Origin of the sequence: Klebsiella sp. YJ (assembly GCF_002108615.1) — a bacterium.
Classification (GTDB): Bacteria; Pseudomonadota; Gammaproteobacteria; order Enterobacterales; family Enterobacteriaceae; genus Klebsiella; species Klebsiella planticola.
Map to the genome: position 1 here is coordinate 1 of NZ_MTEG01000019.1, position 26,009 is coordinate 26,009.

26 protein-coding genes are annotated in these 26,009 nt (G+C 55.2%); 16 read left to right on the forward strand and 10 right to left on the reverse strand.

All coding sequences use genetic code 11. The features are described from left to right. Positions 1–376: 376 nt before the first annotated feature. Complete coding sequence (locus BV390_RS19365; protein WP_032695568.1) at positions 377–1,675, forward strand: MFS transporter; 1,299 nt, start codon at positions 377–379, stop codon at positions 1,673–1,675. 2 nt (positions 1,676–1,677) lie between these two features. On the opposite strand, the gene BV390_RS19370 is transcribed toward BV390_RS19365, so the two are convergent. From BV390_RS19370 to trxC, 5 genes are all read right to left on the reverse strand, one after another. Continuing rightward, positions 1,678–2,001, reverse strand: a complete 324-nt coding sequence (locus BV390_RS19370; protein ID WP_032686456.1) for a YfiM family lipoprotein — start codon at positions 1,999–2,001, stop codon at positions 1,678–1,680. Positions 2,002–2,042: 41 nt separating this feature from the next. Beyond that, positions 2,043–3,398 carry a CDP-diacylglycerol--serine O-phosphatidyltransferase gene (pssA, locus tag BV390_RS19375; protein ID WP_032686457.1) on the reverse strand — a complete coding sequence of 452 codons (1,356 nt, stop codon included), beginning with the start codon at positions 3,396–3,398 and terminating at the stop codon, positions 2,043–2,045. A 114-nt stretch (positions 3,399–3,512) separates the two neighbouring features. Continuing rightward, positions 3,513–6,170: a bifunctional acetate--CoA ligase family protein/GNAT family N-acetyltransferase gene (locus tag BV390_RS19380; RefSeq protein ID WP_032686458.1), complete on the reverse strand. Its 2,658-nt coding sequence runs from the start codon at positions 6,168–6,170 to the stop codon at positions 3,513–3,515. A gap of 35 nt (positions 6,171–6,205) precedes the next feature. Then, positions 6,206–6,904, reverse strand: coding sequence for a tRNA-uridine aminocarboxypropyltransferase (gene tapT / locus BV390_RS19385; protein ID WP_032699013.1), 699 nt, complete (start codon positions 6,902–6,904; stop codon positions 6,206–6,208). A 70-nt stretch (positions 6,905–6,974) separates the two neighbouring features. Continuing rightward, positions 6,975–7,400 carry a thioredoxin TrxC gene (trxC, locus tag BV390_RS19390; protein ID WP_032686460.1) on the reverse strand — a complete coding sequence of 142 codons (426 nt, stop codon included), beginning with the start codon at positions 7,398–7,400 and terminating at the stop codon, positions 6,975–6,977. Positions 7,401–7,603: 203 nt separating this feature from the next. On the opposite strand from trxC, the gene BV390_RS19395 reads away from it, so the two are divergent. After that, positions 7,604–8,674, forward strand: a complete 1,071-nt coding sequence (locus BV390_RS19395; RefSeq protein WP_032686461.1) for a tRNA/rRNA methyltransferase — start codon at positions 7,604–7,606, stop codon at positions 8,672–8,674. 66 nt (positions 8,675–8,740) lie between these two features. Here the strand turns inward: BV390_RS19395 and ung are convergent, their stop codons facing one another. Further along, positions 8,741–9,430: a uracil-DNA glycosylase gene (gene ung / locus BV390_RS19400; RefSeq protein WP_032686462.1), complete on the reverse strand. Its 690-nt coding sequence runs from the start codon at positions 9,428–9,430 to the stop codon at positions 8,741–8,743. Between the two features lie 316 nt (positions 9,431–9,746). Here ung and grcA point away from each other — a divergent pair, with 316 nt between their 5' ends. Next, positions 9,747–10,130: an autonomous glycyl radical cofactor GrcA gene (gene grcA, locus BV390_RS19405; RefSeq protein ID WP_004866471.1), complete on the forward strand. Its 384-nt coding sequence runs from the start codon at positions 9,747–9,749 to the stop codon at positions 10,128–10,130. Positions 10,131–10,178: 48 nt separating this feature from the next. Here grcA and srmB read toward each other — a convergent pair whose 3' ends face one another. Next, the gene (srmB, locus tag BV390_RS19410; RefSeq protein WP_004866469.1) at positions 10,179–11,504 is read right to left on the reverse strand and encodes an ATP-dependent RNA helicase SrmB; all 1,326 of its coding nucleotides are present in this window, start codon (positions 11,502–11,504) and stop codon (positions 10,179–10,181) included. Positions 11,505–11,635: 131 nt separating this feature from the next. Here srmB and trmN point away from each other — a divergent pair, with 131 nt between their 5' ends. Then, the gene (gene trmN / locus BV390_RS19415; protein WP_064794228.1) at positions 11,636–12,373 is read left to right on the forward strand and encodes a tRNA(1)(Val) (adenine(37)-N(6))-methyltransferase TrmN; all 738 of its coding nucleotides are present in this window, start codon (positions 11,636–11,638) and stop codon (positions 12,371–12,373) included. Here trmN and nadB read toward each other — a convergent pair. Next, positions 12,358–13,977: an L-aspartate oxidase gene (gene nadB, locus BV390_RS19420; protein WP_032686464.1), complete on the reverse strand. Its 1,620-nt coding sequence runs from the start codon at positions 13,975–13,977 to the stop codon at positions 12,358–12,360. The genes trmN and nadB overlap by 16 nt on opposite strands. Before the next feature lie 421 nt (positions 13,978–14,398). On the opposite strand from nadB, the gene rpoE reads away from it, so the two are divergent. The 11 genes from rpoE (at position 14,399) to acpS (ending at position 23,936) form a co-directional block, all read left to right on the forward strand. Continuing rightward, positions 14,399–14,974: an RNA polymerase sigma factor RpoE gene (rpoE, locus tag BV390_RS19425; RefSeq protein WP_004866461.1), complete on the forward strand. Its 576-nt coding sequence runs from the start codon at positions 14,399–14,401 to the stop codon at positions 14,972–14,974. A gap of 31 nt (positions 14,975–15,005) precedes the next feature. Beyond that, positions 15,006–15,656: an anti-sigma-E factor RseA gene (rseA, locus tag BV390_RS19430; protein WP_004866460.1), complete on the forward strand. Its 651-nt coding sequence runs from the start codon at positions 15,006–15,008 to the stop codon at positions 15,654–15,656. Then, positions 15,656–16,612: a sigma-E factor regulatory protein RseB gene (gene rseB, locus BV390_RS19435; protein WP_032686465.1), complete on the forward strand. Its 957-nt coding sequence runs from the start codon at positions 15,656–15,658 to the stop codon at positions 16,610–16,612. The genes rseA and rseB overlap by 1 nt, the downstream gene beginning before the upstream one ends. Beyond that, positions 16,609–17,088, forward strand: a complete 480-nt coding sequence (rseC, locus tag BV390_RS19440) for a SoxR-reducing system protein RseC (protein WP_032686466.1) — start codon at positions 16,609–16,611, stop codon at positions 17,086–17,088. Before rseB ends, rseC begins: the two co-directional genes overlap by 4 nt. A 186-nt stretch (positions 17,089–17,274) precedes the next feature. Further along, positions 17,275–19,074, forward strand: a complete 1,800-nt coding sequence (gene lepA / locus BV390_RS19445; RefSeq protein ID WP_004866454.1) for a translation elongation factor 4 — start codon at positions 17,275–17,277, stop codon at positions 19,072–19,074. 14 nt (positions 19,075–19,088) lie between these two features. Beyond that, positions 19,089–20,063 carry a signal peptidase I gene (gene lepB / locus BV390_RS19450; protein ID WP_032686467.1) on the forward strand — a complete coding sequence of 325 codons (975 nt, stop codon included), beginning with the start codon at positions 19,089–19,091 and terminating at the stop codon, positions 20,061–20,063. Positions 20,064–20,358: 295 nt separating this feature from the next. After that, positions 20,359–21,039 carry a ribonuclease III gene (rnc, locus tag BV390_RS19460; protein WP_004866451.1) on the forward strand — a complete coding sequence of 227 codons (681 nt, stop codon included), beginning with the start codon at positions 20,359–20,361 and terminating at the stop codon, positions 21,037–21,039. After that, the gene (gene era / locus BV390_RS19465) at positions 21,036–21,941 is read left to right on the forward strand and encodes a GTPase Era (protein ID WP_004866448.1); all 906 of its coding nucleotides are present in this window, start codon (positions 21,036–21,038) and stop codon (positions 21,939–21,941) included. Before rnc ends, era begins: the two co-directional genes overlap by 4 nt. A 131-nt stretch (positions 21,942–22,072) precedes the next feature. Further along, entirely contained in the window at positions 22,073–22,816 is a 744-nt protein-coding gene (recO, locus tag BV390_RS19470; protein ID WP_032686559.1) for a DNA repair protein RecO, read from the forward strand. Positions 22,817–22,824: 8 nt separating this feature from the next. Then, positions 22,825–23,556 (forward strand): pyridoxine 5'-phosphate synthase, encoded by a 732-nt coding sequence (gene pdxJ / locus BV390_RS19475; protein ID WP_032686469.1) that lies wholly within the window; start codon positions 22,825–22,827, stop codon positions 23,554–23,556. Next, entirely contained in the window at positions 23,556–23,936 is a 381-nt protein-coding gene (acpS, locus tag BV390_RS19480; protein ID WP_004866442.1) for a holo-ACP synthase, read from the forward strand. Before pdxJ ends, acpS begins: the two co-directional genes overlap by 1 nt. Before the next feature lie 18 nt (positions 23,937–23,954). Here acpS and BV390_RS19485 read toward each other — a convergent pair whose 3' ends face one another. Then, entirely contained in the window at positions 23,955–24,215 is a 261-nt protein-coding gene (locus tag BV390_RS19485; RefSeq protein WP_004866440.1) for a YfhL family 4Fe-4S dicluster ferredoxin, read from the reverse strand. Between the two features lie 56 nt (positions 24,216–24,271). Continuing rightward, positions 24,272–25,120: a MurR/RpiR family transcriptional regulator gene (locus BV390_RS19490; protein WP_032695564.1), complete on the reverse strand. Its 849-nt coding sequence runs from the start codon at positions 25,118–25,120 to the stop codon at positions 24,272–24,274. Positions 25,121–25,338: 218 nt separating this feature from the next. Here BV390_RS19490 and yfhb point away from each other — a divergent pair, with 218 nt between their 5' ends. Then, on the forward strand, positions 25,339–25,974 hold the full coding sequence (yfhb, locus tag BV390_RS19495; protein WP_032686471.1) for a phosphatidylglycerophosphatase C: 636 nt from the start codon (positions 25,339–25,341) through the stop codon (positions 25,972–25,974). Positions 25,975–26,009 lie beyond the last annotated feature (35 nt).

Sequence of the window (26,009 nt, forward strand, 5' to 3'; positions counted from 1 at the left end):
AGCGCCGATGGTAGTGTGGGGTCTCCCCATGTGAGAGTAGGGAACTGCCAGGCATCAAATCAGTAAGAAGCCCATCCTGACGGATGGGCTTTTTGCGTTTTTGTCCAGATGCAAAGCGATCAGGCGCTCAGCAGCAATCTATCTGTTTGTTCATACAACATAAAAGCCTGCTGTGGCCACCACCTCACCATATTTCACTTTATCCTCGTTCATGCTTTAGCGTTAATCCCGAAAACCACACGACGAAAAAAAATGTGAGTTTAATCACACATAAATAAATAACAATTATATAACATTTAGTTTACTAATTGATTTGTCTCAGTGACGTGGCACGCCCGACAAGACAGATTGCAGTCTTTGCTGGAGCAGGATGACAATGGCAGAAAGCAGTATGAATGAACGGGGAGCGCTGGAACAAAGCGATACCCGCCGCCGCATATGGGCGATTGTAGGTGCATCTTCGGGGAATCTGGTTGAATGGTTTGATTTTTATGTCTATTCATTCTGCTCTCTCTATTTTGCCCATATCTTTTTTCCTTCCGGAAACACCACCACTCAGCTATTACAAACCGCCGGTGTGTTTGCCGCGGGTTTCCTGATGCGCCCGATTGGCGGATGGTTGTTTGGTCGTATTGCTGACCGCCGCGGACGCAAAGCCTCTATGCTTATTTCCGTATGCATGATGTGCATGGGCTCGCTGGTGATTGCCTGCCTGCCCGGCTATGCGACGATTGGCACATGGGCGCCGGCATTATTACTTCTGGCGCGCCTGTTTCAGGGGATATCCGTCGGGGGAGAGTACGGTACCAGTGCAACCTACATGAGTGAGGTCGCCGTAGAGGGCAAGAAAGGCTTCTATGCCTCATTCCAGTACGTGACCCTCATCGGTGGTCAGCTTCTGGCGGTGCTTGTGGTGGTGGCCCTACAGCAAATTCTAAGCGATGCGCAGCTGCATGCCTGGGGATGGCGGATACCGTTTGCGCTTGGGGCGGTACTTGCTGTTGTGGCCCTGTGGCTACGTCGCCAGCTGGATGAAACATCTAAGCAGGAGACGCGGGCATTAAAAGAGGCTGGCTCCTTCAAAGGATTATGGCGCAATCGTAAAGCATTTCTGATGGTCCTGGGTTTCACCGCCGCCGGGTCGTTAAGCTTTTACACCTTCACGACCTATATGCAGAAATACCTGGTCAATACGGCGGGCATGAGCGCCGGTACAGCCAGTGTGATTATGACTGCGGCACTGTTTGTCTATATGCTGGCCCAACCGTTATTTGGCGCGCTATCAGACAAAATAGGTCGCCGGACATCAATGCTCTGCTTTGGCTCATTAGCGACGCTCTTTACCGTGCCGATCTTGAGTGCGCTGCAGGGCGTAACCTCACCCTATGCCGCATTTGGATTGGTTATCTGTGCGTTGATGATCGTGAGTTTCTATACCTCGATCAGCGGTATTCTGAAGGCGGAGATGTTCCCGGCTCAGGTACGCGCTTTAGGCGTTGGCTTGTCGTATGCCGTGGCAAATGCGCTGTTTGGCGGCTCGGCGGAATACGTCGCGCTGTCGCTAAAATCGGTCGGAGTTGAACATGTCTTTTACTGGTACGTCACCGTGATGAGTGCGATTGCGTTTCTGGTATCTCTGATGCTGCATCGTAAGGGCAAGGGATTACGACTTTAGGTCTACTGGTGCGCCAGCTGCCACACGGCATAACCTGTCGTGGCGCCGGCCACATCCCACGCAAAATCCTTCCAGCTCCAGCCGCTTCCTGCCGGGCGGCTGTCCCAGAGTTCTTTCGAAGCCCCCAGACTGACGGAAAACATCAGGCCAATGGCCGCGCTTCGGTCGCGACTGTAGCCCTGATGCTGGGCGTATTCGTTACCGGCCGCTGAGAGCATCGCCGAGGCCAGAAAATGCTGGGCCTTATCCTGGCCACTCCATGAATCATGCGCCATATGGCTACAGCCGGTGAGCAGCAACGGGGCAATAATGATGAAAGTACGCATACACATTCCAGAAAAAAGCCCCGACGATGCGGGGCAGATATTCAGAGAATACGGCTGATCAAGCGGTCAATACGGATACGCCTCAGGCGGCGAATCAGTTTGCGTACCTTGACCGGGTAATCCGCAATGCTTTGCAGATCGCGATAGTGTTTAACGACCGTCGTGTGCTGACGAATCAGATGCAGCTCTTTTTCACGCATCGCGCCGAGCTGATGCTGCGGATCGTGAATCAGAATCGCATTTTCCAGGTCCAGGCGCCAGGCGCGCGGATTGAGGTTATTACCGGTGAGCAGCATCCACTCATCATCAACCCACATTCCCTTAAGGTGATAGCTGTTGTCGTCATCTTTCCACAGACGAACGATCAACTGGTCAGTATTAACATAATACTGCAGTCGGCTGAGGAAGCGGCGGAGGTTGATTTCATACAGATAGGGGAGGGCGCCGATAATTTTAAACGGCTGATCTTCAGGAATATAGAAGTCATTCGCAGTTTTATCGCCAACGATAATCTCTACCTGCTTCCCGCTACGCAGTAGCTGAATAATGTTACGCACCAGAAGAGCCGGAAGGTTGAAATAGGGCGTACAAATCGTCAGCTTACGCTCAGCGCAGGGCATAAGATGGAAGATGGTTTTATTCAGCAGGCTCGATTTGCCCAGACCGACCAGCGGCGTGACCGACAGCCGATCGTCATCCGCATTGCCAGAGAAATGGTAGCCGCTGTCACGCAGTTCCTGGCGATACTGGCGGATATCATTTTTGATTTCCGGGCTTTTCGGGCGAGCGGCGCTGTCGAGACGGTTTACACCGCGGCCTTCAACCAGATTGTGCTCGACCCAATCGAACATCACATCGGCCATTTTGCCATTGCGAATACACTGATAGCGGTCGTAACGATACTTATCATGCTGATGCAGATAGACATCGTTCAGGCTTGCGCCGCTGTACAGAACGCAATCATCGATAATAAAACCTTTGAAGTGCAGCACGCCGAGGGCTTCCCGGGTATTGACCGGCACGCCATAAACCGGGACATCGACGCCGGGGTTTTCCTGCGCCATGCGACAGTACCAGTCGGCATTCGTGTTAGCTGCCGCTGCGCCAATGCGTCCACGCTGGGCGCGATGCCAGTCAACCAGTACGCGAACATCTAGCTCCGGACGCTGACGCTTGGCATCGTAAAGTGCCTGCAGAATTCCTTTGCCGCCATCATCCTGCTCCAGATAGAGCGCAACAATACAAATACGCTGGGTGGCGTGGGCTATCTTTGCCAGTAACGCTTGCCGAAAATCCGCAGGAGCGTAAAAGAACTCGATATCATCAACTGACTGAGAAAGCTTAGGGAGTTGGGCAAGGTGTTGTTGATGTTTATTACGCTTAAATTTTGACAACATCACAGTGCGTTTCTTCTCTGTTTATTGAAGGGTCTTCTGTACCATGCAGACGACGTAAGCGGGCAATAATAACATTACTGTTCGCGAATGTGGTCAACAATTGCGGTCGCCAGTTTATGATTGTTGTGGTACCAGTTGCAGGGACAAACTCACAATCCCGTCCTCCAGCTGAATATCAACCGCGAACCCTAGCTTCCTGGCAAGGCCGATCATGCCTCTGTTATTGGGCATGGTGATGCCATTTAACCGCTGCAGACCGTGGCTTTGGGTGTAGGCAATCAGCTTTTCCAGCAGCCGCCGGCCTAAACCTAACCCTTTCAGATCGGATCGAACCAGTACGGCAAATTCGGCATCAATATTGTCCGGATCGGAGATAGCTCGCGTTACGCCAAGGATCTCATTGCCCTCGGCGCTTGTGCGCACGGCAACAAACGCCATTTCTCGATCGTAGTCGATCTGCGTCATATTGGCTAAGTCATCATGAGTAAATTCATTGATTTCGCTGAAATAACGATAGTACAGATCTTCTTTCGTTACCTGACCGATAAAGGCCTGAAGCAGCGGCTCATCTTCCGGCAGGATCGGGCGGAACAGACAGCGCTCGCCATTTTTCATCACCACCCACTCTTCCTGCTGCTGCGGATAAGGACGTATTGCCAGCCGGCTTTCGCTGTCGCCGCTAAACGGGGCAAGGGCTAGCGTGACGTCAAGCGCGGTGAACTCGTTACCCGAAGCGAGCAGTGGGTGAATATCCAGCCGCTGGATCTCCGGACAATCGACGATGAGATTTGATACCTGGACCAGAAGTTGGCTCAGGCCAGAGACATCCAGCGGGCGCAGCGCGCTGCGGCCACGGATCTTCTTACTTTTGATCGCCTGGATAACCAGGTACCGAGCCAGGTTCATATTTAACGGTGGAAGGGCGACGGCGGCCTGATCTTCTGCGCGCCATTCGACGCCACCTTCACCCAGCATAATCAGCGGACCGAACAGCGGATCGTGCTCAACGACGACCCTCAACTCCTGCGCGCCGGCGCGGTTGGCCATGCTTTGTACCAGCAGACCGTGAATCCGTGCCTGGGGCCAGGCCATTTTCACGCGGTCGAAAATAGCATCCGCTGCCTGTTGCACTTCGGTGGCGGTACGCAAATAGAGCATCACGCCCTGAACTTCCGATTTGTGCGGAATATCCGGTGAACGCAGTTTCAGAGCCACCGGGTAGCCAATTTGTTCGGCGATATGCACCGCTTCGGCGCTGTCGGCGGCAATCCATGTCGGTAAGGTGTGGATCCCGTAAGCGTGCAATACCGGACTTACTTCATGGGTGTCTAACGAACGGGCGCCTTCGCGAATCGCTTGTTGCAACAACATATGGGCTTCTGCGGTATTGGCGGTCACCGTATCCGACAGAACCGGCGTCTCCCGGAGCTGTTTTTGGTTACGTCGGTACTCCACCATGTGCATAAAAGCGGTAATGGTTCCTTCCGGCGTGCGGTAGGTTGGCAAGCCTGCATCGCTGAACAGGCGGCGGGCTTCCTGAGAAGAGTATTCGCCACACCAGTTCGTCAGTACCGTGACATATTTACCGCGCGGATGGTTTTTCAGCGCGTCGATCAGGGCGAGGGCGCTTTCGGTTCCCGGTGCGGCGGCGCTGGGGGAATGAATCACCAGCAGGGCGTCGTAATCCTGGCTATCCAGCAGAACGTTCAGCGCCTTGAGATAGTGTTCGCTGCTGGCATCGTCACGGAGATCCAGCGGGTTAGCGATGCCGATACCGCCCGGCAGCGCCTGGCGTAGTTTTTCACAGGTCTCTTCGCTGAGAGTGGCAAGCTTGCCGTTTCGTAGCCACAGTTCGTCCAGCGCCAGCGCCGCAGGGGCGGCACCGTTGCTGATGATCATCAGTTTCTCACCGCGTAGCGGGCGCATATGGCTGAGGGTTTCAACCGCAGAGAACAGCTCATGAGTATCCTGCACGCGCAGTAAGCCCGCCCGTTGAATCGCGGCGTCCCAGGCCGGATCCATACCCGAATTGACATGGAGCAGCTTTTGCGCGGCGGGACTGCGGCCGCTTTTGATCACCAGGATCGGCTTATTACGCGATGCGCTGCGCGCCGCGGACACGAAGCGGCGGGCGTCGCTCAGATGCTCAAGGTAGAGCAGAATGGCGCTGGTTTTACTGTCGCGGGCAAGGAAGTCGAGGAGGTCGTCGACATCAATGTCCAGGCTATCCCCAAGCGCAATAAAGTACGAGAAGCCCATCTCGCGCTGCTGCGCCCAGTCAAGAATGGTATTTGAAACTGCTGCAGACTGGGAGATAAACGCCAGCTTGCCGCGATGAATCGGTACCGGCGAAAAGCTGGCATTCAGTCCCTGCCATGGGGCAAGCAGGCCCAGGCTGTTGGGGCCAAGCAGGCGCATTTGATAGCGTGCGGCGCATTCGAGTAGTACGGGATATTGTTCCGGCGGGGCGGAGAGAATTATGCAGGTCTTGCACCCCTTTTGCCCCAGCGCGTCCAGCAGCTCGGGGTTTCGCCGGGCGTTGGTACAGAGCACGGCCAGATCCGGGGTGAATGGCAGGCTATCGATAGTCGGCCAGGCCAGCACGCCCAGAACGGCTTTCCAGGCCGGGGTGACGGGCAGGACCGGGCCGTTGAACCCCCCGGCCAGCAGGTTACGCATCATCAGATAACCGGCGCGCTGTGGTTTCATTGATGCGCCAATAACGGCGATCGACTTCGGCCGCAGTAGTGCTTCCAGGCCTCGTTGGCTCATACCGGTCTCCTTTGATCCCCAGTGACCGAATGATTTTAAACGCTTTCTGCCATTTGTGCTGTGATGCTGCCCTTATGCTGCGTTTTTCCCGCCAGATAGCGGGTGCGGAACAGGCTAAAGTGGTCCCCGAGCGCGCGCGCGGCCATGCGGTCTTCTGCAAGGTCGAGCAGCGCAATGGCGACTTCGGCGGTGCAGTACTGCCCCTGCGCATGGGCTTCTCTCAGGTGATAGGCGGAGATGCGTGACAGATCGACGGAGATAACCGGAAGCGCATCCAGATACGGGCTTTTGCGAAACATTTTGCGCGCTTCCGTCCAGGTTCCATCGAGCATGATAAATAGCGGTGGTTTCCCCGCCGGTGGGATGCTCAGCACCTGGCGTTCCGCACCTGCATACGAGGCCGGGAAGACCACCATGGGCTGGTAATCCGGGTTGGCGACCAGATCGAGTAACGCCTGCGGCGGCTCGGTTCGCGACCATTGAAAGGCTTCGGTGTCCGGCAAGATATCCGCGATTAGCCGACCGGTATTGCTGGGCTTCATCGGCTCGGTATCAAACATCACCAGGCAGAAACGGCTGGTGGCCTGCGCAGGCGTCAGGGTCGCGCACAGGCACTGCTTCAGCGGTAACAGACAGCGTTGGCAGCGATGGACTCGGTTACCACGCGCGAGAAAAGGCCGGGTCGCGCGAGCGAGGCGTTCGGCACGAAGGCGAAGGACGGCGTTATCAATCATAAAGGGTCGCTAAGAAAAAACGCCATTGTCGCAGAGGTGAAAAAGGGGCACAAGCTGTGCCCCGGTAGGTTTACTGCGCGTTGGCCTCATTGAGCCAGCTGTCGAACGGTGCTTTTGGTACCGCGCCGTTAAGCATGTCGATGACTTCGCCTTTTTTAAACATCATAATGGTTGGAATGCTGCGGATGCGGAAACGCGCGCTCAGCTCGCGTTCTGCTTCGGTGTTCACTTTTACGAAGCGCATCTTGCCGCTGCGTTCTTCCGCGACGTCTTCAAAGATCGGCGCAAAATTACGACAAGGACCGCACCATGGCGCCCAGAAATCGACAACAACGGGCAGATCGTCCTTCAGTAGTTTATCCAGCGTTGCCCCGGTCGCGTTGATGACGTCGCCGTCAAAAAGATCGTGGCCGCAGCGTCCGCATTTAGCGCCATCGGCACTACGATCGTCGGGGATGCGGTTCAGAGCCTGACAACTGGCACAAACGGTATTCATAACTAACCTCTGGTTATGGGTTGCAGCGTGGCACGTGGCCGATTTGTTTCTTTAATGTTACATATTATCGATTAGCAGCTATTAAACAACAATGCGTTTTGTTCGATGAATACGATAGACCCTATCTTTTAAACGAAATCATGGCGCAGCGGTGACACATCGGGTAATCTTCGCGCTTCGCGCAGCGCAGGTGGAGAAAATTGATGAGCGACGAACTGAAAAATAAAAGCGGCAAGGTCAAAGTGATGTATGTCCGCAGTGATGATGATTCTGACAGACGCACCCATAACCCGCGTACCGGGAAAGGGGGAGGGCGCCCAGGAAAATCTCGTGTTGACGGCCGTAGCCGCCCTGCCCGCGACGAACGTAACAGCCGCGGTGATGACCGCAAACGTGACGATCGTAAACGCGATGATTTCGATCGTGATAGCTCTTCTCCGTGGCGTACCGTCTCGCGTGCACCAAACGATGATGCGGCGGTGAAGCCGGATCACGGCGGGATCAGCGGTAAAAGCTTTATCGATCCGGAAGTATTACGTCGTCAGCGCGCGGAAGAGACCCGCGTTTACGGTGAGAATGCTTGTCAGGCGCTGTTCCAGAGCCGTCCGGAAGCGATTGTTCGCGCCTGGTTTGTCCAGAGCGTCACCCCACGTTTCAAAGAAGCGCTGCGCTGGATGGCGGCGAACCGCAAAGCCTATCACGTGGTTGATGAAGCTGAGCTGGCAAAAGCCTCCGGCACTGAACACCACGGCGGCGTTTGCTTCCTGATTAAGAAACGTAACGGTACCTCGGTGGCTCAGTGGGTCGCCAAAGCCGATGCCGAAGATTGCGTTCTGGCACTGGAAGATGTCGGTAACCCGCACAACCTCGGCGCGATCATGCGTAGCTGTGCGCATTTTGGTGTGAAGGGTGTAGTGGTGCAGGATGCCGGCATGCTGGAATCTGGCGCGGCAATCCGTACCGCAGAAGGTGGTGCAGAACACGTCGAACCGATCACCGGCGACAGCTTTATCGACACTCTGGAGCAGTTCCGCAAAGCGGGCTACGCCATTGTTTCGACCTCCAGCCACAACGGTACGCCGTTGCATAAGGCTGAGCTGCCGAAGAAAATGGTGTTGGCATTAGGTCAGGAGCGTGATGGCCTGTCTGATGCGGCGATCTCCAGTGCCGATCTTAACGTTGCCATTGAAGGTACCGGCAATGTAGAAAGCCTGAACGTCTCCGTGGCGACCGGCGTATTGCTGGCCGAGTGGTGGCGTCAGAACAAGGCCTGATGGCCGGGTTCAGCTGAAAAAATGCCAGCGCTACGCTGGCATTTTTGTTGCTGCGAAAGGCGAAGGCTAGGCATCCCCGGCCGGTAATACCGGCATCCAGTCAATGGGAGACTCGCCGCGCTCGGCCAGCCACTGATTAGTCTGGACGAAGTGATTACTACCAAAGAAGCCGCGATGGGCGGAAAGCGGCGAAGGATGCGGTGCTTTCAGCACGCAATGACGTTGCCTGTCGATAATCGCCCCTTTTTTCTGGGCATGGGCGCCCCACAGTAAAAACACCACCCCTTCCCGATGTTCGTTGATCAATGAAATGACCTTATCGGTAAAGGTTTCCCAGCCAAGGCTGGCATGCGAATGGGCCTGACCCGCCCGCACCGTCAGGACCGTATTGAGCAGCAGCACCCCCTGTCGCGCCCAGCTCTCCAGGTAACCGTGCGTCGGACGGCTGAATCCCGGGATCGTCCCTTCCAGTTCTTTATACATATTTAACAGCGATGGCGGCGTCTGAACTCCCGGAAGCACGGAGAAGGCCAGGCCGTGGGCCTGTCCGGGGCCGTGATAAGGGTCTTGCCCAAGAATAACCACTTTGACATCGCCAAGTTCGGTATAACGAAAGGCATTGAAGACATCTTTTTGCGGCGGATAAATCGTCATGCCCGACTGGCGCTCTTCGGCGACAGTTTTGAGGGTATTCACAAAATAGGGCTGCTGCTTCTCTTCCGCCAGCACGTCGTGCCAGGTCAATGGGGTGGTCATCTTGCTCTCCTGCAAAGTGTCATCGCTATAGCTTAACTGCTTCTTTCTGCATAACAAAATCCACGGTGTCTGACTGACGTTTTGTATGCAAAAAAAATTGAAAATTTACAAAAATATTTTGCATTGGCTCTGGCGTAACTTGATGTAAAACAATAATATCCTCCTATACCCATTTTTATTGCGTGGTTTTTATTGATTTAAGTCAATGAATGCCGGTTGTTTGGCTGATATACATACACTCAGACAACAATGGTTTTACCAATTGGCCGGGAACGGGCCAAGAAAACGAATAAATATTGCCTAAGGGAGGCATCAAATGATTACTGGTATCCAAATTACTAAAGCTGCAAACGACGACCTGCTGAACTCTTTCTGGCTGCTGGACAGCGAAAAAGGCGAAGCCCGCTGCCTGTGTGCCAAAGGGGGTTTTGCTGAAGATGACGTGGTTGCGGTCAATAAACTGGGTGAAATCGAATACCGCGAAATTCCGCTCGATGTGAAACCGGAAGTCCGCGTAGAAGGTGGTCAGCACCTGAACGTTAACGTGCTGCGTCGCGAAACGCTGCTGGATGCGGTTGAACATCCGGAAAAATACCCGCAGCTGACTATTCGTGTCTCCGGCTACGCGGTGCGCTTTAACTCCCTGACACCAGAACAGCAGCGCGACGTTATCGCCCGTACCTTTACTGAAAGCCTGTAAGTCGACGCTTAAATATAAAAACGCCGGGATATCCCGGCGTTTTTTTTGTTACTGCTGATTTTCACCCGCGCTACCGCTTGGTTTACGGCGCTTGCCAATATTTTTGGCATCGCGGTGACGTTTCTTCACTCGCGGTTTCTCTTTATCTTTCTCTTTTTTCTGCTCGGCGCGTTTAGCCAGTACCTTTTTGGACGGCTTACCGGTCAGCTTCTCGCTCGGTGCACGGGTTGTCGGGCGCAGTTCATCAATAACGCGCGCTTTGAGCGGCTCGTCGATATAGCGGCCAATTTTACCCAACAGCAGATGGTCATGGGCTTCAACCAGAGAAATGGCAACGCCTTTTTTCCCCGCGCGGCCGGTGCGTCCGATACGATGCAGATAGGTATCAGCCGTGCGCGGCATGTCGAAGTTGAAAACATGGCTAACGTCCGGAATATCTATCCCGCGGGCAGCGACGTCGGTGGCAATCAGCACATTCATACGGCCGTCGGTCATACGTTTGATTGCTTCGTTACGTTTTGCCTGCACCATTTCGCCTTCCAGCCAGCAGGTATTGATTCCCGCTTCGCGCAGCCAGGATGCCAGTTCATGAACGCGCTCGCGCTTACGCACAAAGACGATAGAGCGGGTCGCATCCGGCTGTTTCAGCAGGTTAACCAATAGCGCGGTTTTATGCTTAATGTCATCGGCGCGATAGTACCACTGGTGAATTTTCTTACGTTCGCGCGTGGAGGGACTGGCGGAAACTTCAACGGGCTCTTCCAGCAGGCGCTCGGCAAAGTCTTTAATCGCATCGCCTTCGAGGGTCGCGGAAAACAGCATGGTCTGCTTACGCCAGCGGGTTTCACCGGCAATGTGCTCGATATCCTGAGCGAAGCCCATGTCCAGCATACGGTCCGCTTCATCGAGGATCAGCGTTTCGACCGCCCGGCAGTCGAAGTTTTCTTCTTTAATATATTGCAGCAGTCGGCCGGTGGTGGCGACCACAATATCCTGGTTCTCGCTGAAGACTTCCGCGTGGTTCATGTATGCGACGCCGCCGGTGATGGTGGCAATGTCCAGATGCGTGTGTGCGGCCAGCTCACGGGCATGGTCGGCAACCTGCATCGCCAGCTCACGGGTCGGCGTCAGGATAAGAATACGCGGCGGCCCCGACTTCTTACGCGGGAAATCAAGCAGGTGCTGCAACGCTGGCAGCAGATACGCCGCTGTTTTACCGGTACCTGTCGGGGCTGAACCGAGAATATCACGGCCATCAAGCGCAGGCGGAATAGCGGCGGCCTGAATGGCTGTCGGGCGTGTGAAACCTTTTTCCTGGAGGGCTTCCAGAAGGTTTTCGTCGAGTTCAAGTTCGGAAAAAGTCGTTACAGTCATGATCTACCTCTGAGTGGACCGACGATTATAGACGTTACGGGCGTAATGTTCATCTGTTTGTAAGGCTATCTGTTCTCCGGTATTGTGCATAGCTTCAGTCTCAGGAGTTTTTGTTCGCAAGGTTATTCAGGATGTCTCAATCGAAGTTTGCGCTGCCGCGCAATGGTTTTACGTTTAAACAGTTCTTTGTTGCCCACGACCGCTGTGCGATGAAAGTGGGCACCGACGGCATTCTGCTTGGCGCGTGGGCGCCGATTGCGCAAGTAAAACACGTGCTGGATATCGGGAGCGGTAGCGGTTTGCTGGCTTTAATGCTGGCTCAGCGAACCGACGATCGGGTCATGCTGGATGCGGTCGAACTCGATGAAGAGGCCGCGGCGCAGGCGCGCGAAAACGTGGCAACCTCCCCGTGGGGGGCGCGGATCCAGGTGCATCTGGGGGATATTCAACGGTGGCAACCTGCGCAAACCCGACGTTATGAACTGATTGTCAGCAACCCGCCTTTTTTTGCAGAAGGTGTGCCCTGCGCAACATCGCAGCGCGAACAGGCGCGATATACGACGACGCTCGATCACGTCACGCTCTTAACCTGCGCCGCAGAGTTGATTACCGAAGAGGGCTTTTTCTGCGTGGTGTTACCGGTGGATATTGGCAATACGTTTGTTCAACGTGCCCAAACCATGGGCTGGCATCTGCGTTTACGCACCGATGTCGCGGAGACGGAAATGCGCCCGCCGCACCGCGTACTGCTGGCTTTCTCGCCGACCGCGGGGGAGTGTTTCAGCGATCGGCTGATTGTCCGTGGGCCTGAGCAGCAATACTCCGAAGGGTTTACTGCCCTGACCCAGGATTTTTACCTCTTTATGTGAGCCAGAGGTGACAGAATTGACGGGCCGCTATCCGCAAGTTGTTCCGGGTAATCCAGGGTATAGTGTAGCCCGCGGCTCTCTTTACGTTGCATGGCGCAGCGCACGATCAGTTCGGCCACCTGTACCAGATTGCGCAACTCCAGCAAATTGTTCGACACGCGGAAGCGGGCGTAATATTCGTCGAGCTCCTGCTGCAACATGGTGATTCGTCGTAGCGCACGCTCCAGCCGACGGGTGGTGCGGACAATCCCCACATAGTCCCACATCAACAGTCTCAACTCGTGCCAGTTATGTTGAATCACCACCAGTTCATCGGGGATCTCAACCTGACTTTCATCCCAGGACGGCAGGCCGTTAACCGGTTGGGCCAGCGGCATGCGCTGGAGAATATCCTCGGCGGCGGACCAGCCGTAGACCAGGCATTCGAGCAGCGAATTTGACGCCATGCGGTTAGCCCCGTGCAGCCCGGTATAGCTCACTTCGCCAATTGCATACAGCCCGTCAACATCGGTACGTCCGTTGTCATCAACCATTACGCCGCCGCAGGTATAGTGGGCGGCGGGGACAATCGGCACAGGCTCTTTTGTCAAATCGATACCCAGGCCGAGCAGTTTTTCGTAGATCATCGGGAAATGCTGACGGATAAAGGCTTCAGGCTTATGGCTGATGTCGAGATACATACAATCGACGCCGAGGCGTTTCATCTCATGGTCAATCGCACGAGCGACGATATCGCGTGGGGCCAGCTCGCCACGTTCGTCAAAATCGGGCATAAACCGGGTACCGTCCGGACGTTTCAGGTATGCGCCTTCGCCGCGTAATGCTTCGGTTAACAGGAAATTGCGCGCCTGTGGATGGTACAAGGCGGTGGGGTGAAACTGGTTGAATTCGAGGTTGGCCACGCGACAGCCGGCGCGCCAGGCCATAGCAATACCATCGCCGGAGGAGACATCCGGATTGGTGGTGTACTGATAGACTTTCGCCGCCCCGCCGGTGGCTAGCACCACGGATTTCGCGCTGCAGGTCTCAACCTTTTCTTTATTCCGGTTCCAGATCCAGGCGCCAACCACACGCCGCGTCCCCGGCAGGCCGATTTTATCGGAAATGATCAAATCGACGGCGTTACTCCGCTCCAGAATACGAATATTGGGGTGCGCAAGCGCCTTGCCAACCAGCGTCGTTTCCACCGCTTTACCGGTGGCATCGGCAGCGTGGAGGATACGGCGATGGCTATGGCCGCCTTCACGGGTCAGGTGGTAGCTCTGTTCGCCGTTGGCCTGGGTCTGAGTATCAAACAGCACACCCTGGTCGATAAGCCATTGCACGCAAGGTCTGGCGTTGCTGGCGACGAAAGAGACAGCATGGCGATCGCACAGGCCGGCCCCGGCGATGAGCGTATCTTCAACGTGAGATTCCACGCTGTCGGTTTCATCAAAAACGGCGGCAATACCGCCCTGCGCGTAGAGCGTTGAACCTTCGCTGACGGGGCCTTTGCTCAGTACGGCGACGGAGCAGTGCTCCGCCAGACGTAGCGCAAGGGATAAACCGGCAGCGCCGCTGCCGATAATCAGCACATCACAGGAGAAGTCAGGAGTCGTATTCATTGTCTTTGTTTAATTTACTAAACACATTTTTGCCACAATAGCACCAGGTTGTGATAAATCGTACATTTTTTTTACTGATCGTTGTGGAAACTAAACATAAGCGGCTGGGACGGAGCAGGGTAAACGAAAGAAAATATTTGCGAAGCAGATCGTTAGCTTCAGATTTTATAGTGAAATAAAAGCGATGTTACGTTACCCTTCTGGCGGACCTTACGCTTTTTCTTCATCATCTTACCTGGCGTTGAGTTGCGGGACATATAATGAGAGATAACAAATCGTCCGCCGTTGCCAGACAAAAATCAAAGGCGTAACGGAACTTTATTGTTTTCAGACACTCCAATCGTCTGCTTGCTCATATTGCAGTGATTGGGTAGTGCTTTGAAGACGCATGGGAATTGGGTTTGGGGAGACATTACCTCGGATGAGCGAGCAGTTAACGGATCAGGTCCTCGTCGAACGGGTCCAGAAAGGAGATCAGAAAGCGTTTAACTTGCTGGTGGTGCGCTATCAGCATAAGGTCGCGAGCCTGGTCTCCCGCTATGTGCCACCGGGCGATATTCCTGACGTTGTTCAGGAATCGTTCGTAAAAGCATGGCGCGCGCTGGAGTCCTTCCGGGGGGATAGTGCTTTTTATACCTGGTTATATCGCATCGCCGTAAATACGGCGAAGAATTATCTGGTAGCTCAGGGACGCCGCCCACCGTCCAGCGATGTTGACGCCAATGAGGCAGAAAACTTCGAAAGTGGTGGGGCGCTGAAAGAAATTTCGAACCCTGAGAACTTAATGTTGTCAGAAGAACTGAGACAAATAGTTTTTCGTACCATTGAATCACTCCCGGAAGATTTACGCATGGCAATCACGTTGCGGGAGCTGGATGGCCTGAGCTATGAAGAGATAGCCGCTATCATGGATTGCCCGGTAGGAACGGTACGTTCACGCATTTTCCGGGCACGAGAAGCTATTGATAATAAAGTTCAACCGCTTATCAGGCGTTGACGATAGCGGAATACTGAAAAGGGTATCAGGCATGCAGAAAGAAAAACTTTCGGCCTTAATGGATGGTGAAACGCTGGATAACGAGCTGCTCAATGAGCTGAGCCGTTCTTCTGAAATGCAAAAGACCTGGGAGAGCTACCATCTCATCCGTGATTCGCTGCGAGGCGATACCGCTGAGATGCTCCATTTTGATATCTCAGCCCGCGTCATGGCCGCCATTGAGAACGAGCCCGTTCGTCAGGCGGTGCCGCTTATTCCTGAATCTCAGCCAGCACCACATCAGTGGCGTCAGATGCCTTTCTGGCAGAAAGTCCGCCCGTGGGCCAGTTCTCTGACTCAGATGGGGGTTGCGGCGTGCGTTTCGCTTGCGGTTATCGTCGGCGTCCAGCAGTATAATGGGCATAGCGAATCAGCTCAGCAGCCCGAAGCGCCTGTCTTCAACACCATGCCGATGATGGGTAAAGCCAGCCCGGTAAGTCTTGGCGTTCCGGCTGATGCTTCCGCAGGAAGCGGCCAGCAGGCTCAGGTGCAAGAACAGCGCCGCCGTATTAATGCTATGCTGCAGGACTATGAATTGCAGCGTCGCCTGCACGCAGAACAGCTGCAGTTTGGTCAGGCCCAGACTCAGCAAGCCGCTGTTCAGGTGCCAGGCTATCAAACTTTAGGAACGCAATCGCAGTAATGAAGCAACTTTGGTGTGCCATGTCGCTCATGGCAGGCAGCCTGTTCTTCTCTGTCAACGCCTCGGCTGATACATCGTCCGGGGCGTTGTTGCAGCAAATGAACCTGGCCAGCCAGTCCCTCAATTATGAGCTGTCTTTCGTCAGCATCAACAAACAGGGCGTTGAGTCGCTGCGTTATCGTCACGCGCGGCTGAACAATCAACCTCTTGCCCAGCTTTTACAACTCGATGGCCCACGCCGGGAAGTTGTACTGCGCGGTAATGAAATCAGCTATTTTGAACCGGGGCTCGATCCGTTCACGCTGAACGGCGACTATATCGTCGATTCGTTACCCTCGCTGGCCTACACCGATTTTAAGCGACTGGCTGCCTACTACGATTTTATCTCCGTTGGGCGAACCCGTATTGCCGACAGACTTTGCGAAGTGATTCGCGTCGTCGCGCGGGACGGTACGCGCTATAGCTATATCGTCTGGCTGGATGCGGAAACCAAACTGCCCATGCGCGTCGATTTGCTTGACCGCGACGGGGAAACGCTGGAGCAGTTCCGGGTCGTATCCTTTAACGTTGGCGACAAGGTCAGCAGCAGCATGGAGACATTAGCGAAAGCCAGTCTGCCTCCTCAGCTGTCGGTGCCGGAAGGGGGCGATAAAGCCAACTTTAACTGGGCGCCGGCCTGGCTACCGCAGGGCGTTTCCGAAGTCTCCAGCAGTCAGCGCCGTCTGCCGACCTTTGATGGTCCGGTTGAATCCCGCCTGTATTCTGATGGGCTGTTTAGCTTCTCGATTAACGTGAATCGCGCCTCGGCAAACAGCAGCGATCAGCTGTTGCGTACCGGGCGTCGTACCGTGAGCACGACGGTACGTGATAACGCCGAGATAACCGTGGTTGGCGAGCTGCCGCCGCAAACGGCTAAACGCATCTCCGACAGCATCAAATTCAGGGCTGTGCAATGATTAAAGAGTGGGCCACGGTCGTCTCCTGGCATAACGGTATGGCGCAAGTGCACTGTGACGTGAAAGCCTCGTGCAGCAGCTGCGCCTCGCGCGCTGGCTGCGGCAGTCGGGTGCTGAACAAACTGGGACCGCAAACCAGCCACACGATCAGCGTTCCCAGCGAACAGCCGCTGTCCGCCGGGCAAAAAGTCGAGCTGGGGATTGCTGAAAGCAGCCTGCTGGGCTCGGCGGTTTTAGTTTATATGGCGCCGCTGGTTGGACTGTTTGTTATGGCGTCTGTTTTTCAGGTCTTGTTTGCCAATGATTTCGCTTCGCTGTGCGGTGCGCTACTCGGCGGCGTCGGCGGATTTCTGGTGGCGCGCGGGCTTTCGCCCGGATTAGCCGCTCGCCAGTCGTGGCAGCCCGTTATTATTAGCGTTGGCCTGCCGCCAGATTTGGTGCGTGTAGAGACACCCTCTTCAGAACCAGGCCAGTGATTCCACTGGCCTTTATTTTTGATTTATTACCCCCGCCTGAACACATCATTTGCTACGGTTATGCTGCTGGTAAGAGCATTTCCTGGTTTCGCGGATGTAGTGTAGAATGCGGCGTTTTCGGATTAAAAAACGTCAGGCACAGAACAGCGGCCTCATGATACGCGTAAGGCATAATTAACTCTAAATATGAAGAATATACGTAACTTTTCAATCATCGCTCATATCGACCACGGTAAATCGACGTTGTCTGACCGTATCATCCAGATTTGCGGTGGCCTTTCCGATCGTGAAATGGAAGCCCAGGTACTGGACTCCATGGATCTTGAACGCGAGCGTGGCATCACCATTAAGGCGCAAAGCGTCACCCTGGATTACAAGGCGACCAACGGCGAAACTTACCAGCTGAACTTCATCGATACCCCGGGGCACGTCGACTTCTCGTATGAGGTGTCACGTTCGCTCGCCGCATGTGAAGGTGCGCTGCTGGTGGTCGATGCGGGTCAGGGGGTAGAAGCTCAGACGCTGGCCAACTGCTATACCGCCATGGAAATGGATCTGGAAGTGGTGCCGGTGCTCAACAAAATCGACCTGCCTGCTGCCGATCCGGAGCGCGTAGCCGATGAAATCGAAGACATCGTTGGTATCGATGCGGCCGATGCGGTGCGCTGCTCGGCGAAAACCGGCGTCGGCGTTCCCGATGTTCTGGAACGTCTGGTGCGAGATATCCCGCCGCCGGAAGGTGATGCGGATGCCCCGCTGCAGGCGCTGATCATCGACTCCTGGTTCGATAACTATCTTGGCGTGGTTTCGCTGGTGCGTATCAAAAACGGCACGATGCGCAAAGGCGACAAAATTAAAGTGATGAGCACCGGTCAGGTCTATAACGCCGATCGACTGGGGATCTTTACGCCAAAACAGGTTGACCGTACTGAGCTGAAATGCGGCGAGGTAGGCTGGCTGGTGTGCGCCATTAAAGATATCCTCGGCGCGCCGGTTGGGGATACCCTGACGACATCACGTAACCCGGCGGACAAGGCCCTGCCAGGCTTTAAGAAAGTGAAACCGCAGGTGTATGCCGGTCTGTTCCCGGTGAGCTCCGATGATTATGAAGCCTTCCGTGATGCGCTCGGTAAACTGAGCCTGAACGATGCGTCTCTGTTCTATGAGCCGGAAAGTTCCACGGCGCTGGGCTTCGGCTTCCGCTGTGGCTTCCTCGGCCTGCTGCACATGGAAATCATCCAGGAGCGTCTGGAACGCGAATACGACCTGGATCTGATTACCACCGCGCCGACGGTTGTCTACGAAGTGGAAACCACGTCGAAAGAAGTCATCTATGTCGATAGCCCGTCCAAGCTGCCGCCGCTGAATAACATTCAGGAGCTGCGTGAGCCGATCGCGGAATGTCACATGCTGCTACCGCAGGAGTTCCTGGGCAACGTCATCACGCTGTGTATTGAGAAGCGTGGCGTGCAGACCAACATGGTTTATCACGGTAAACAAGTTGCGCTGACCTATGAAATTCCGATGGCGGAAGTGGTGCTCGATTTCTTTGACCGCCTGAAGTCCACCTCCCGTGGCTACGCGTCGCTGGATTACAACTTCAAACGCTTCCAGGCATCCAACATGGTGCGCGTGGACGTGCTGATCAACGGCGAGCGTGTAGATGCGCTGGCGCTGATCACCCACAACGATAATGCGCCGTACCGCGGTCGTGAGCTGGTGGAGAAGATGAAAGAGCTGATCCCACGCCAGCAGTTCGATATCGCGATTCAGGCGGCTATCGGCAACCACATTATTGCCCGTTCCACCGTCAAACAGCTGCGTAAAAACGTCCTGGCGAAATGCTACGGCGGTGACGTCAGCCGTAAGAAAAAGCTGCTGCAGAAGCAGAAAGACGGTAAGAAACGTATGAAGCAAGTGGGTAACGTTGAGCTGCCGCAGGAAGCGTTCCTCGCCATTCTGCACGTCGGTAAAGACGGAAAATAATTTAAGGAGTTGGCATGGCGAACATGTTTGCCCTGATCCTGGTGATTGCAACCCTGGTGACGGGGCTTTTGTGGTGCCTGGATAAATTCATCTTTGCACCAAAACGTCGTGAACGTCAGGCCGCTGCTCAGGCAGCGACCGGTGATAGCCTCGACAAGCAAACGTTGAAGAAAGTCGGTCCGAAACCGGGCTGGCTGGAAACGGGAGCCTCGGTATTTCCGGTGCTGGCTATCGTCCTGGTGGTGCGCTCATTTATTTATGAGCCGTTTCAAATCCCGTCAGGTTCGATGATGCCAACGCTGCTGATTGGCGATTTTATTCTGGTTGAGAAGTTTGCCTACGGCATCAAAGATCCGATCTACCAGAAAACGCTGATCGAAACCGGCCATCCGAAACGCGGCGACATCGTGGTGTTTAAATACCCGGAAGATCCGCGTCTGGATTACATTAAGCGGGCTGTTGGCTTACCGGGCGATAAGATCACCTACGATCCGGTAGCAAAACAGGTCACTATCCAGCCGGGCTGCAGTTCCGGTCAGGCATGCGGCAACGCACTGCCGGTAACTTACTCCAACGTTGAGCCCAGCGATTTCGTCCAGACCTTCTCTCGTCAGAACGGCGGGGAAGCGACCAGCGGCTTCTGGCAGTTGCCGAAAGGCGAAAGCAAGGCTGATGGTATTCGTCTGACCGAGCGCAAAGAGACGCTGGGTGAGGTGACTCACCGCATTCTGACCGTGCCGATTGCTCAGGATCAGGTTGGAATGTATTACCGCCAGTCCGGCCTGCCGCTGGCCACCTGGATCGTGCCGCCGGGTCATTACTTCATGATGGGCGACAACCGCGATAACAGCGCCGACAGCCGTTACTGGGGCTTTGTGCCAGAGGCCAACCTGGTGGGTAAAGCCACGGCCATCTGGATGAGCTTCGAAAAACAGGAAGGTGAATGGCCGACCGGCGTGCGTTTATCGCGTATTGGTAGCATTCAGTAATTTCCCTGCCTAATTCACGCTGCCGCTGCAATATTGGCAGCGTGAATTATTTAATATTTAAATCCATTCAAACTAACGACATCTATTGTCGTTGCGTATAGAATATCCCCCCGAAGTTTTGGTTGTCTCTCGTAAGAGTGACACTGCACACGAAACCGCGTTGGTTGATTTTACTCTGAATAATTTGGGTTGCAGAAAGGCGGCAGGCAAGCGCACAGGCAATCTAAATGGGGACAGGGCTGCCCAGGTCGGTTTCGTGTGCTGCATTTTTGACGCATTCATTTATTGGTAAAGCATGAACCCCATCGTAATTAATCGGCTTCAACGGAAGCTGGGCTACACTTTTCATCATCAGGAGCTGTTGCAACAGGCATTAACTCACCGCAGTGCCAGCAGCAAACACAATGAGCGCCTGGAATTTTTAGGTGACTCAATTTTGAGTTTTGTGATCGCGAATGCGCTCTATCATCGTTTCCCTCGGGTGGACGAAGGCGATATGAGCCGCATGCGCGCAACGCTGGTACGAGGCAACACGCTGGCGGAGATCGCCCGCGAGTTTGAACTGGGTGAGTGTCTGCGCCTTGGCCCGGGTGAGTTGAAAAGCGGCGGCTTCCGTCGCGAGTCTATTCTGGCAGATACCGTTGAAGCGTTGATTGGCGGGGTATTCCTCGACAGCGATATCCAGAACGTTGAGCGCCTGATTCTCACCTGGTACCAAACTCGTCTGGACGAAATCAGCCCAGGCGATAAGCAAAAAGATCCAAAGACTCGTTTGCAGGAGTACCTGCAAGGTCGCCACCTGCCGCTGCCTTCCTATCTGGTGGTGCAGGTGCGCGGTGAAGCACACGATCAGGAATTTACTATCCACTGCCAGGTCAGTGGCCTGAGTGAACCGGTGGTAGGCACAGGTTCCAGCCGTCGCAAGGCGGAGCAGGCTGCCGCCGAACAGGCGCTGAAAAAGCTGGAGCTGGAATGAGCATCGATAAAAGTTATTGTGGGTTTGTCGCCATTGTTGGCCGCCCGAACGTGGGTAAATCCACGCTGTTGAACAAACTGCTTGGGCAGAAGATTTCGATCACTTCCCGTAAAGCGCAGACCACGCGTCACCGCATTGTCGGTATCCATACCGAAGGGCCGTATCAGGCAATTTATGTTGATACCCCGGGCCTGCATATGGAAGAGAAACGTGCGATCAACCGCCTGATGAACAAAGCGGCGAGCAGCTCGATTGGCGACGTTGAGCTGGTGATTTTCGTTGTCGAAGGCACGCGCTGGACGGCCGATGACGAAATGGTGCTGGGCAAATTACGTGATGCCAGAGCGCCGGTGATCCTGGCGGTCAATAAAGTGGATAACGTGCAGGAGAAGGCTGATTTGCTGCCGCACCTGCAGTTCCTGGCAAGCCAGATGAACTTCCTCGATATCGTGCCGATTTCTGCGGAAACAGGCATGAACGTCGATACCATCGCCGGGATCGTACGCAAACATCTGCCGGAAGCGATTCATCACTTCCCGGAAGATTATATTACCGACCGCTCACAGCGCTTTATGGCCTCTGAAATCATCCGTGAAAAGCTGATGCGTTTCCTTGGCGCCGAGCTGCCGTATTCGGTGACGGTTGAGATCGAGCGTTTCCAGACCAACGAACGCGGCGGTTATGATATTAACGGTCTGATTCTGGTTGAACGTGAAGGTCAGAAGAAGATGGTGATTGGCAACAAAGGCGCCAAAATCAAAACTATCGGGATTGAAGCGCGTAAAGACATGCAGGATATGTTTGAAGCGCCGGTACACCTTGAACTGTGGGTGAAGGTCAAATCCGGCTGGGCCGACGACGAGCGCGCGTTGCGCAGCCTCGGTTACGTTGACGATCTCTGAGTTTGACACACCATGGCTTTCGTGGTGCAAGCCGGCGGCAACACCGTGAGTCCCCGGGAGCTGACTTTAGTCAGTGATTCGGCTGAAAAGGTGCGGCCAACGCACCTGCAACCTGAAAGACGACGCGTATGATGGAAGGCTGGCAGCGCGCTTTCGTTCTGCATAGTCGTCCCTGGAGCGAAACCAGCCTGATGCTGGATGTCTTCACGGAAGAGTCGGGTCGCGTGCGCCTGGTAGCAAAAGGCGCACGTTCCAGACGCTCCAACCTCAAAGGCGCCCTCCAGCCTTTTACCCCCTTACTCCTGCGCTTTGGCGGTCGTGGCGAAGTGAAAACGCTACGCAGCGCCGAAGCCGTTTCATTGGCTCTTCCTCTTAGCGGCATCACGCTTTACAGCGGGCTGTATGTCAATGAACTGCTGTCCCGCGTGCTCGAACATGAAACGCGCTTCTCCGAACTCTTTTTCGATTACCTGCATTGCCTGCAGGCGTTGGCTGGCGCAAGCGGTACGCCAGAGCCGGCGTTGCGCCGTTTTGAACTGGCGCTGCTGGGACACCTGGGCTATGGCGTTGATTTCCTCCACTGCGCCGGCAGCGGCGAAGCCGTAGATGACACCATGACCTATCGCTACCGTGAAGAAAAAGGGTTTATTGCCAGCGTGGTTATTGATAACAACACCTTTACCGGGCACCATTTGAAGGCGCTGGCTAACCGTGAGTTCCCGGATAGCGATGCGCTACGTGCCGCAAAGCGCTTTACCCGTATCGCCCTGAAACCGTATCTTGGCGGTAAACCGCTAAAGAGCCGGGAGCTGTTTCGCCAGTTTATGCCCGCCCGCGCGGCGCGGGCAGCAGATAAAACGAATAACGATCAATGAGGATTGTCATGGCTGAATTACTGTTAGGGGTCAATATTGACCATATTGCGACATTGCGTAACGCGCGCGGCACTGCCTATCCGGATCCGGTGCAGGCGGCCTTTATCGCCGAGCAGGCTGGCGCCGACGGAATTACCGTGCACCTGCGCGAAGACCGCCGTCATATTACCGACCGCGATGTTCGTATCCTGCGCCAGACGCTGGATACCCGCATGAACCTGGAGATGGCGGTTACCGAAGAGATGCTGACCATCGCCTGTGAGACCAAACCGCACTTCTGCTGTCTGGTGCCGGAAAAACGTCAGGAAGTGACGACGGAAGGCGGTCTGGATGTCGCGGGTCAGCGCGACAAAATGCGCGATGCCTGCACCCGTCTTGCCGATGCCGGTATTCTGGTCTCGCTGTTCATCGATGCCGATGAGGAGCAAATTAAGGCTGCGGCGGACGTCGGCGCGCCGTATATCGAAATCCATACCGGTTGCTATGCGGATGCCGAAACCGACGCCCGGCAGGCAACAGAGCTTGAGCGGATCGCGAAGGCGGCCACCTATGCCGCGAGCCTTGGCCTCAAGGTCAATGCCGGTCACGGCCTGACCTACCATAACGTGCAGGCGATCGCCCGCATTCCGGAGATGCATGAGCTGAACATTGGCCACGCGATCATCGGTCGTGCGGTGATGAGCGGCCTGAAAGAGGCGGTTGCCGAGATGAAACGCCTGATGCAGGAAGCGCGCGCGTAATGGCTATTCTGGGGCTGGGCACCGATATTGTTGAAATTGCCCGTATTGAAGCGGTGATTGCCCGCAGCGGCGATCGTCTCGCCCGGCGGGTTCTCAGCGACAACGAGTGGGCGATATGGGCACAGCACCAGCAGCCGGTTCGTTTTCTGGCGAAGCGTTTTGCGGTGAAAGAGGCGGCGGCGAAAGCCCTGGGGACCGGTATCCGTAACGGTCTGGCTTTTAATCAGTTTGAAGTTTACAACGACGAACTGGGCAAGCCTAAGCTACGGCTGTGGGGCGAGGCGAAGAATCTGGCGGAGCGTCTGGGAGTCAGAAGCATTCACGTGACGCTGGCCGATGAGCGTCATTACGCTTGTGCGACGGTTATCGTGGAGAGTTAGCGCCCGCTGCTCGCGGCATCAGATTTTGTCCGCGTGATGCATTAGCACGAATTTGTCCCACAGCTGTTCTTCATTTTCGACGTGTGCCGGGTCTTTCAGAATCGTATTCGGGATCGGGCACACTTTCTGGCAGGTGGGCGTTTCATAGTGGCCCACGCATTCCGTGCAGCGGTCGCTGTTAATTTCATAAATGCTGTCACCCATCGAAATGGCCTCGTTAGGGCATTCCGGTTCGCACATATCGCAGTTGATGCATTTTTTGGTGATTAACAGCGCCATCAGGAAATTCTCAGAAACAACACAAACAGGGCGGGCATTATACGCCCATTTTCTGCTCACACCAGTTTTTTCACCAGCGCTTCGCTGTGGCGGATTCGCTCCGGCGCATGTTCCAGATCCTGTTGAACCAGCGCCATAAACAGCAGATCGGTGAGCATCATCTGCGCGCTGGTGGAGGAGATCGCCGCGCTGCGGGTCGCCTGTTCTTCGGCGATAGTATACAGGCACTGCGTGGCCTGCTGTTGCAGGGCGTTGGGGGTGAAGCCAGTGATCGCCAGGATCCGACAGCCCACGCGCAGCGCTTCTCCGGCGGCCATATTGATTTCACGACGTTCGCCAGAGTAGGAGATGGCTAACAGCAGATCGTCTGACGACATGGCCTGTACGGTGGCGAGCAGGGCATGCATATCCTGTTCGGCAACCGCGTTAATGCCGATCTTCATCAGCTTCCAGCTGAAATTACGCGCCACCAGGCCGGATGCGCCAATACCGGTAATAATCACCCGGCGCGCATTACGCAGCAGCGCCACGGCTTCCAGCAGCTTCTCCTCGCTGTTCACATCCAGCGAGGCGTGCATGGCGGCCACGTTATCCTTAATCAGTTTCTCGCCGACCAGGCGCAGCGGATCGTCGCCGCGGATCTGGTTATGCACCGGCACCGACTGAGGATCGGGCGCGCTGGCCAGCGCTTCACTTAATGCCAGCTTCAGCGCCGGGAAACCCTTAAACCCCATCTTCTGCGCGAATTTCACAACGCTGGACTGGCTGACGCCTGCCTCGCCTGCCAGCTGTTGCGAACTGAGGTGGCGGGTCTGGTCCGGCTGAGCCAGAATAAAGTCTGCCAGCTTCTTATCGCTTGCTGCCAGCGACGGGTAGCGCTGGCGGATGCGGATTAAACAGTTCATCGGTTTTCCTCAGGACAACCTTCGCCCTCTGCTGAAAGAATTTTGTATTCGATTATAAGAGGATTGCGGCGAATTAAAAATTCTACCGCTGAGATTTATTCACGGCAGAGTAACTGCCTCAACCCAGGCTTAACGTCGGCGGATGTTTTCTCTGTTCATGGCACAAGACTGTTAAGCTAGCGGTATCAGAGACAAAATTCGATAAAAAGAGGTCCGGTTTGAAGAGCAGCACGCAGCGAGTGGTTTTTTTTGATCTCGATGGAACCTTGCATCAACAGGATATGTTCGGCAGCTTCTTACGCTACGTCTTGCGTCACCAGCCCCTGAATCTGCTGCTGGTTGTACCGCTGTTGCCGGTTATCCTGGCAGGACTGGCGGTAAACGGCCGGGCGGCGCGCTGGCCAATGAGCCTGCTGCTGTGGGCATCGACCTTCGGGCGCAGTGAGCGCCGGTTAAAACGCCTTGAGGCCGATTTTGTCCGCTGGTTTCGCCAGCGCGTGACGGCCTTTCCGGTGGTGCAGGCCCGGTTGTCGGACTACCTGACCCGGCGCGATGCTGAGGTCTGGCTGATTACCGGATCGCCGCAATCGCTGGTGGAACAGGTCTACGGGGATACCGCCTGGCTGCCCAGGGTGAACATCATCGCCAGTCGGATGGAACGTCGCTGCGGAGGCTGGGGGCTGTCGCTACGCTGTCTGGGCCATGAAAAGGTGGTGCAACTGGAGCAGAAGATCGGTGCGCCGCTGCAGCTGTACAGCGGCTATAGCGATAGCGAGCAGGATAATCCGCTGCTTCATTTTTGCCAGCACCGCTGGCGGGTCACCCCGCAGGGCGATCTCCACCAGTTAGAATAGTGTGCAATGTCTGTCGGCCATGTATAATGCGGCCC

Bases quoted from the DNA above. Each gene is read 5' to 3' on its own strand.
- srmB (WP_004866469.1), bottom strand. From the start codon at position 11,504: ATGACTGTAACGACTTTTTCCGAACTTGAACTCGACGAAAACCTTCTG.
- nadB (WP_032686464.1), bottom strand. From the start codon at position 13,977: ATGAATACGACTCCTGACTTCTCCTGTGATGTGCTGATTATCGGCAGC.
- rseB (WP_032686465.1), top strand. From the start codon at position 15,656: ATGAAGCAACTTTGGTGTGCCATGTCGCTCATGGCAGGCAGCCTGTTC.
- rnc (WP_004866451.1), top strand. From the start codon at position 20,359: ATGAACCCCATCGTAATTAATCGGCTTCAACGGAAGCTGGGCTACACT.
- ung (WP_032686462.1), bottom strand. From the start codon at position 9,430: ATGACCACCCCATTGACCTGGCACGACGTGCTGGCGGAAGAGAAGCAG.
- rseC (WP_032686466.1), top strand. From the start codon at position 16,609: ATGATTAAAGAGTGGGCCACGGTCGTCTCCTGGCATAACGGTATGGCG.
- acpS (WP_004866442.1), top strand. From the start codon at position 23,556: ATGGCTATTCTGGGGCTGGGCACCGATATTGTTGAAATTGCCCGTATT.
- BV390_RS19395 (WP_032686461.1), top strand. From the start codon at position 7,604: ATGAGCGACGAACTGAAAAATAAAAGCGGCAAGGTCAAAGTGATGTAT.
- pssA (WP_032686457.1), bottom strand. From the start codon at position 3,398: ATGTTGTCAAAATTTAAGCGTAATAAACATCAACAACACCTTGCCCAA.
- rseA (WP_004866460.1), top strand. From the start codon at position 15,006: ATGCAGAAAGAAAAACTTTCGGCCTTAATGGATGGTGAAACGCTGGAT.
- trxC (WP_032686460.1), bottom strand. From the start codon at position 7,400: ATGAATACCGTTTGTGCCAGTTGTCAGGCTCTGAACCGCATCCCCGAC.
- lepB (WP_032686467.1), top strand. From the start codon at position 19,089: ATGGCGAACATGTTTGCCCTGATCCTGGTGATTGCAACCCTGGTGACG.
- BV390_RS19370 (WP_032686456.1), bottom strand. From the start codon at position 2,001: ATGCGTACTTTCATCATTATTGCCCCGTTGCTGCTCACCGGCTGTAGC.
- pdxJ (WP_032686469.1), top strand. From the start codon at position 22,825: ATGGCTGAATTACTGTTAGGGGTCAATATTGACCATATTGCGACATTG.
- trmN (WP_064794228.1), top strand. From the start codon at position 11,636: ATGTCTCAATCGAAGTTTGCGCTGCCGCGCAATGGTTTTACGTTTAAA.
- BV390_RS19365 (WP_032695568.1), top strand. From the start codon at position 377: ATGGCAGAAAGCAGTATGAATGAACGGGGAGCGCTGGAACAAAGCGAT.
- tapT (WP_032699013.1), bottom strand. From the start codon at position 6,904: ATGATTGATAACGCCGTCCTTCGCCTTCGTGCCGAACGCCTCGCTCGC.
- grcA (WP_004866471.1), top strand. From the start codon at position 9,747: ATGATTACTGGTATCCAAATTACTAAAGCTGCAAACGACGACCTGCTG.
- BV390_RS19380 (WP_032686458.1), bottom strand. From the start codon at position 6,170: ATGAGCCAACGAGGCCTGGAAGCACTACTGCGGCCGAAGTCGATCGCC.
- BV390_RS19485 (WP_004866440.1), bottom strand. From the start codon at position 24,215: ATGGCGCTGTTAATCACCAAAAAATGCATCAACTGCGATATGTGCGAA.
- recO (WP_032686559.1), top strand. From the start codon at position 22,073: ATGGAAGGCTGGCAGCGCGCTTTCGTTCTGCATAGTCGTCCCTGGAGC.
- BV390_RS19490 (WP_032695564.1), bottom strand. From the start codon at position 25,120: ATGAACTGTTTAATCCGCATCCGCCAGCGCTACCCGTCGCTGGCAGCA.
- era (WP_004866448.1), top strand. From the start codon at position 21,036: ATGAGCATCGATAAAAGTTATTGTGGGTTTGTCGCCATTGTTGGCCGC.
- lepA (WP_004866454.1), top strand. From the start codon at position 17,275: ATGAAGAATATACGTAACTTTTCAATCATCGCTCATATCGACCACGGT.
- rpoE (WP_004866461.1), top strand. From the start codon at position 14,399: ATGAGCGAGCAGTTAACGGATCAGGTCCTCGTCGAACGGGTCCAGAAA.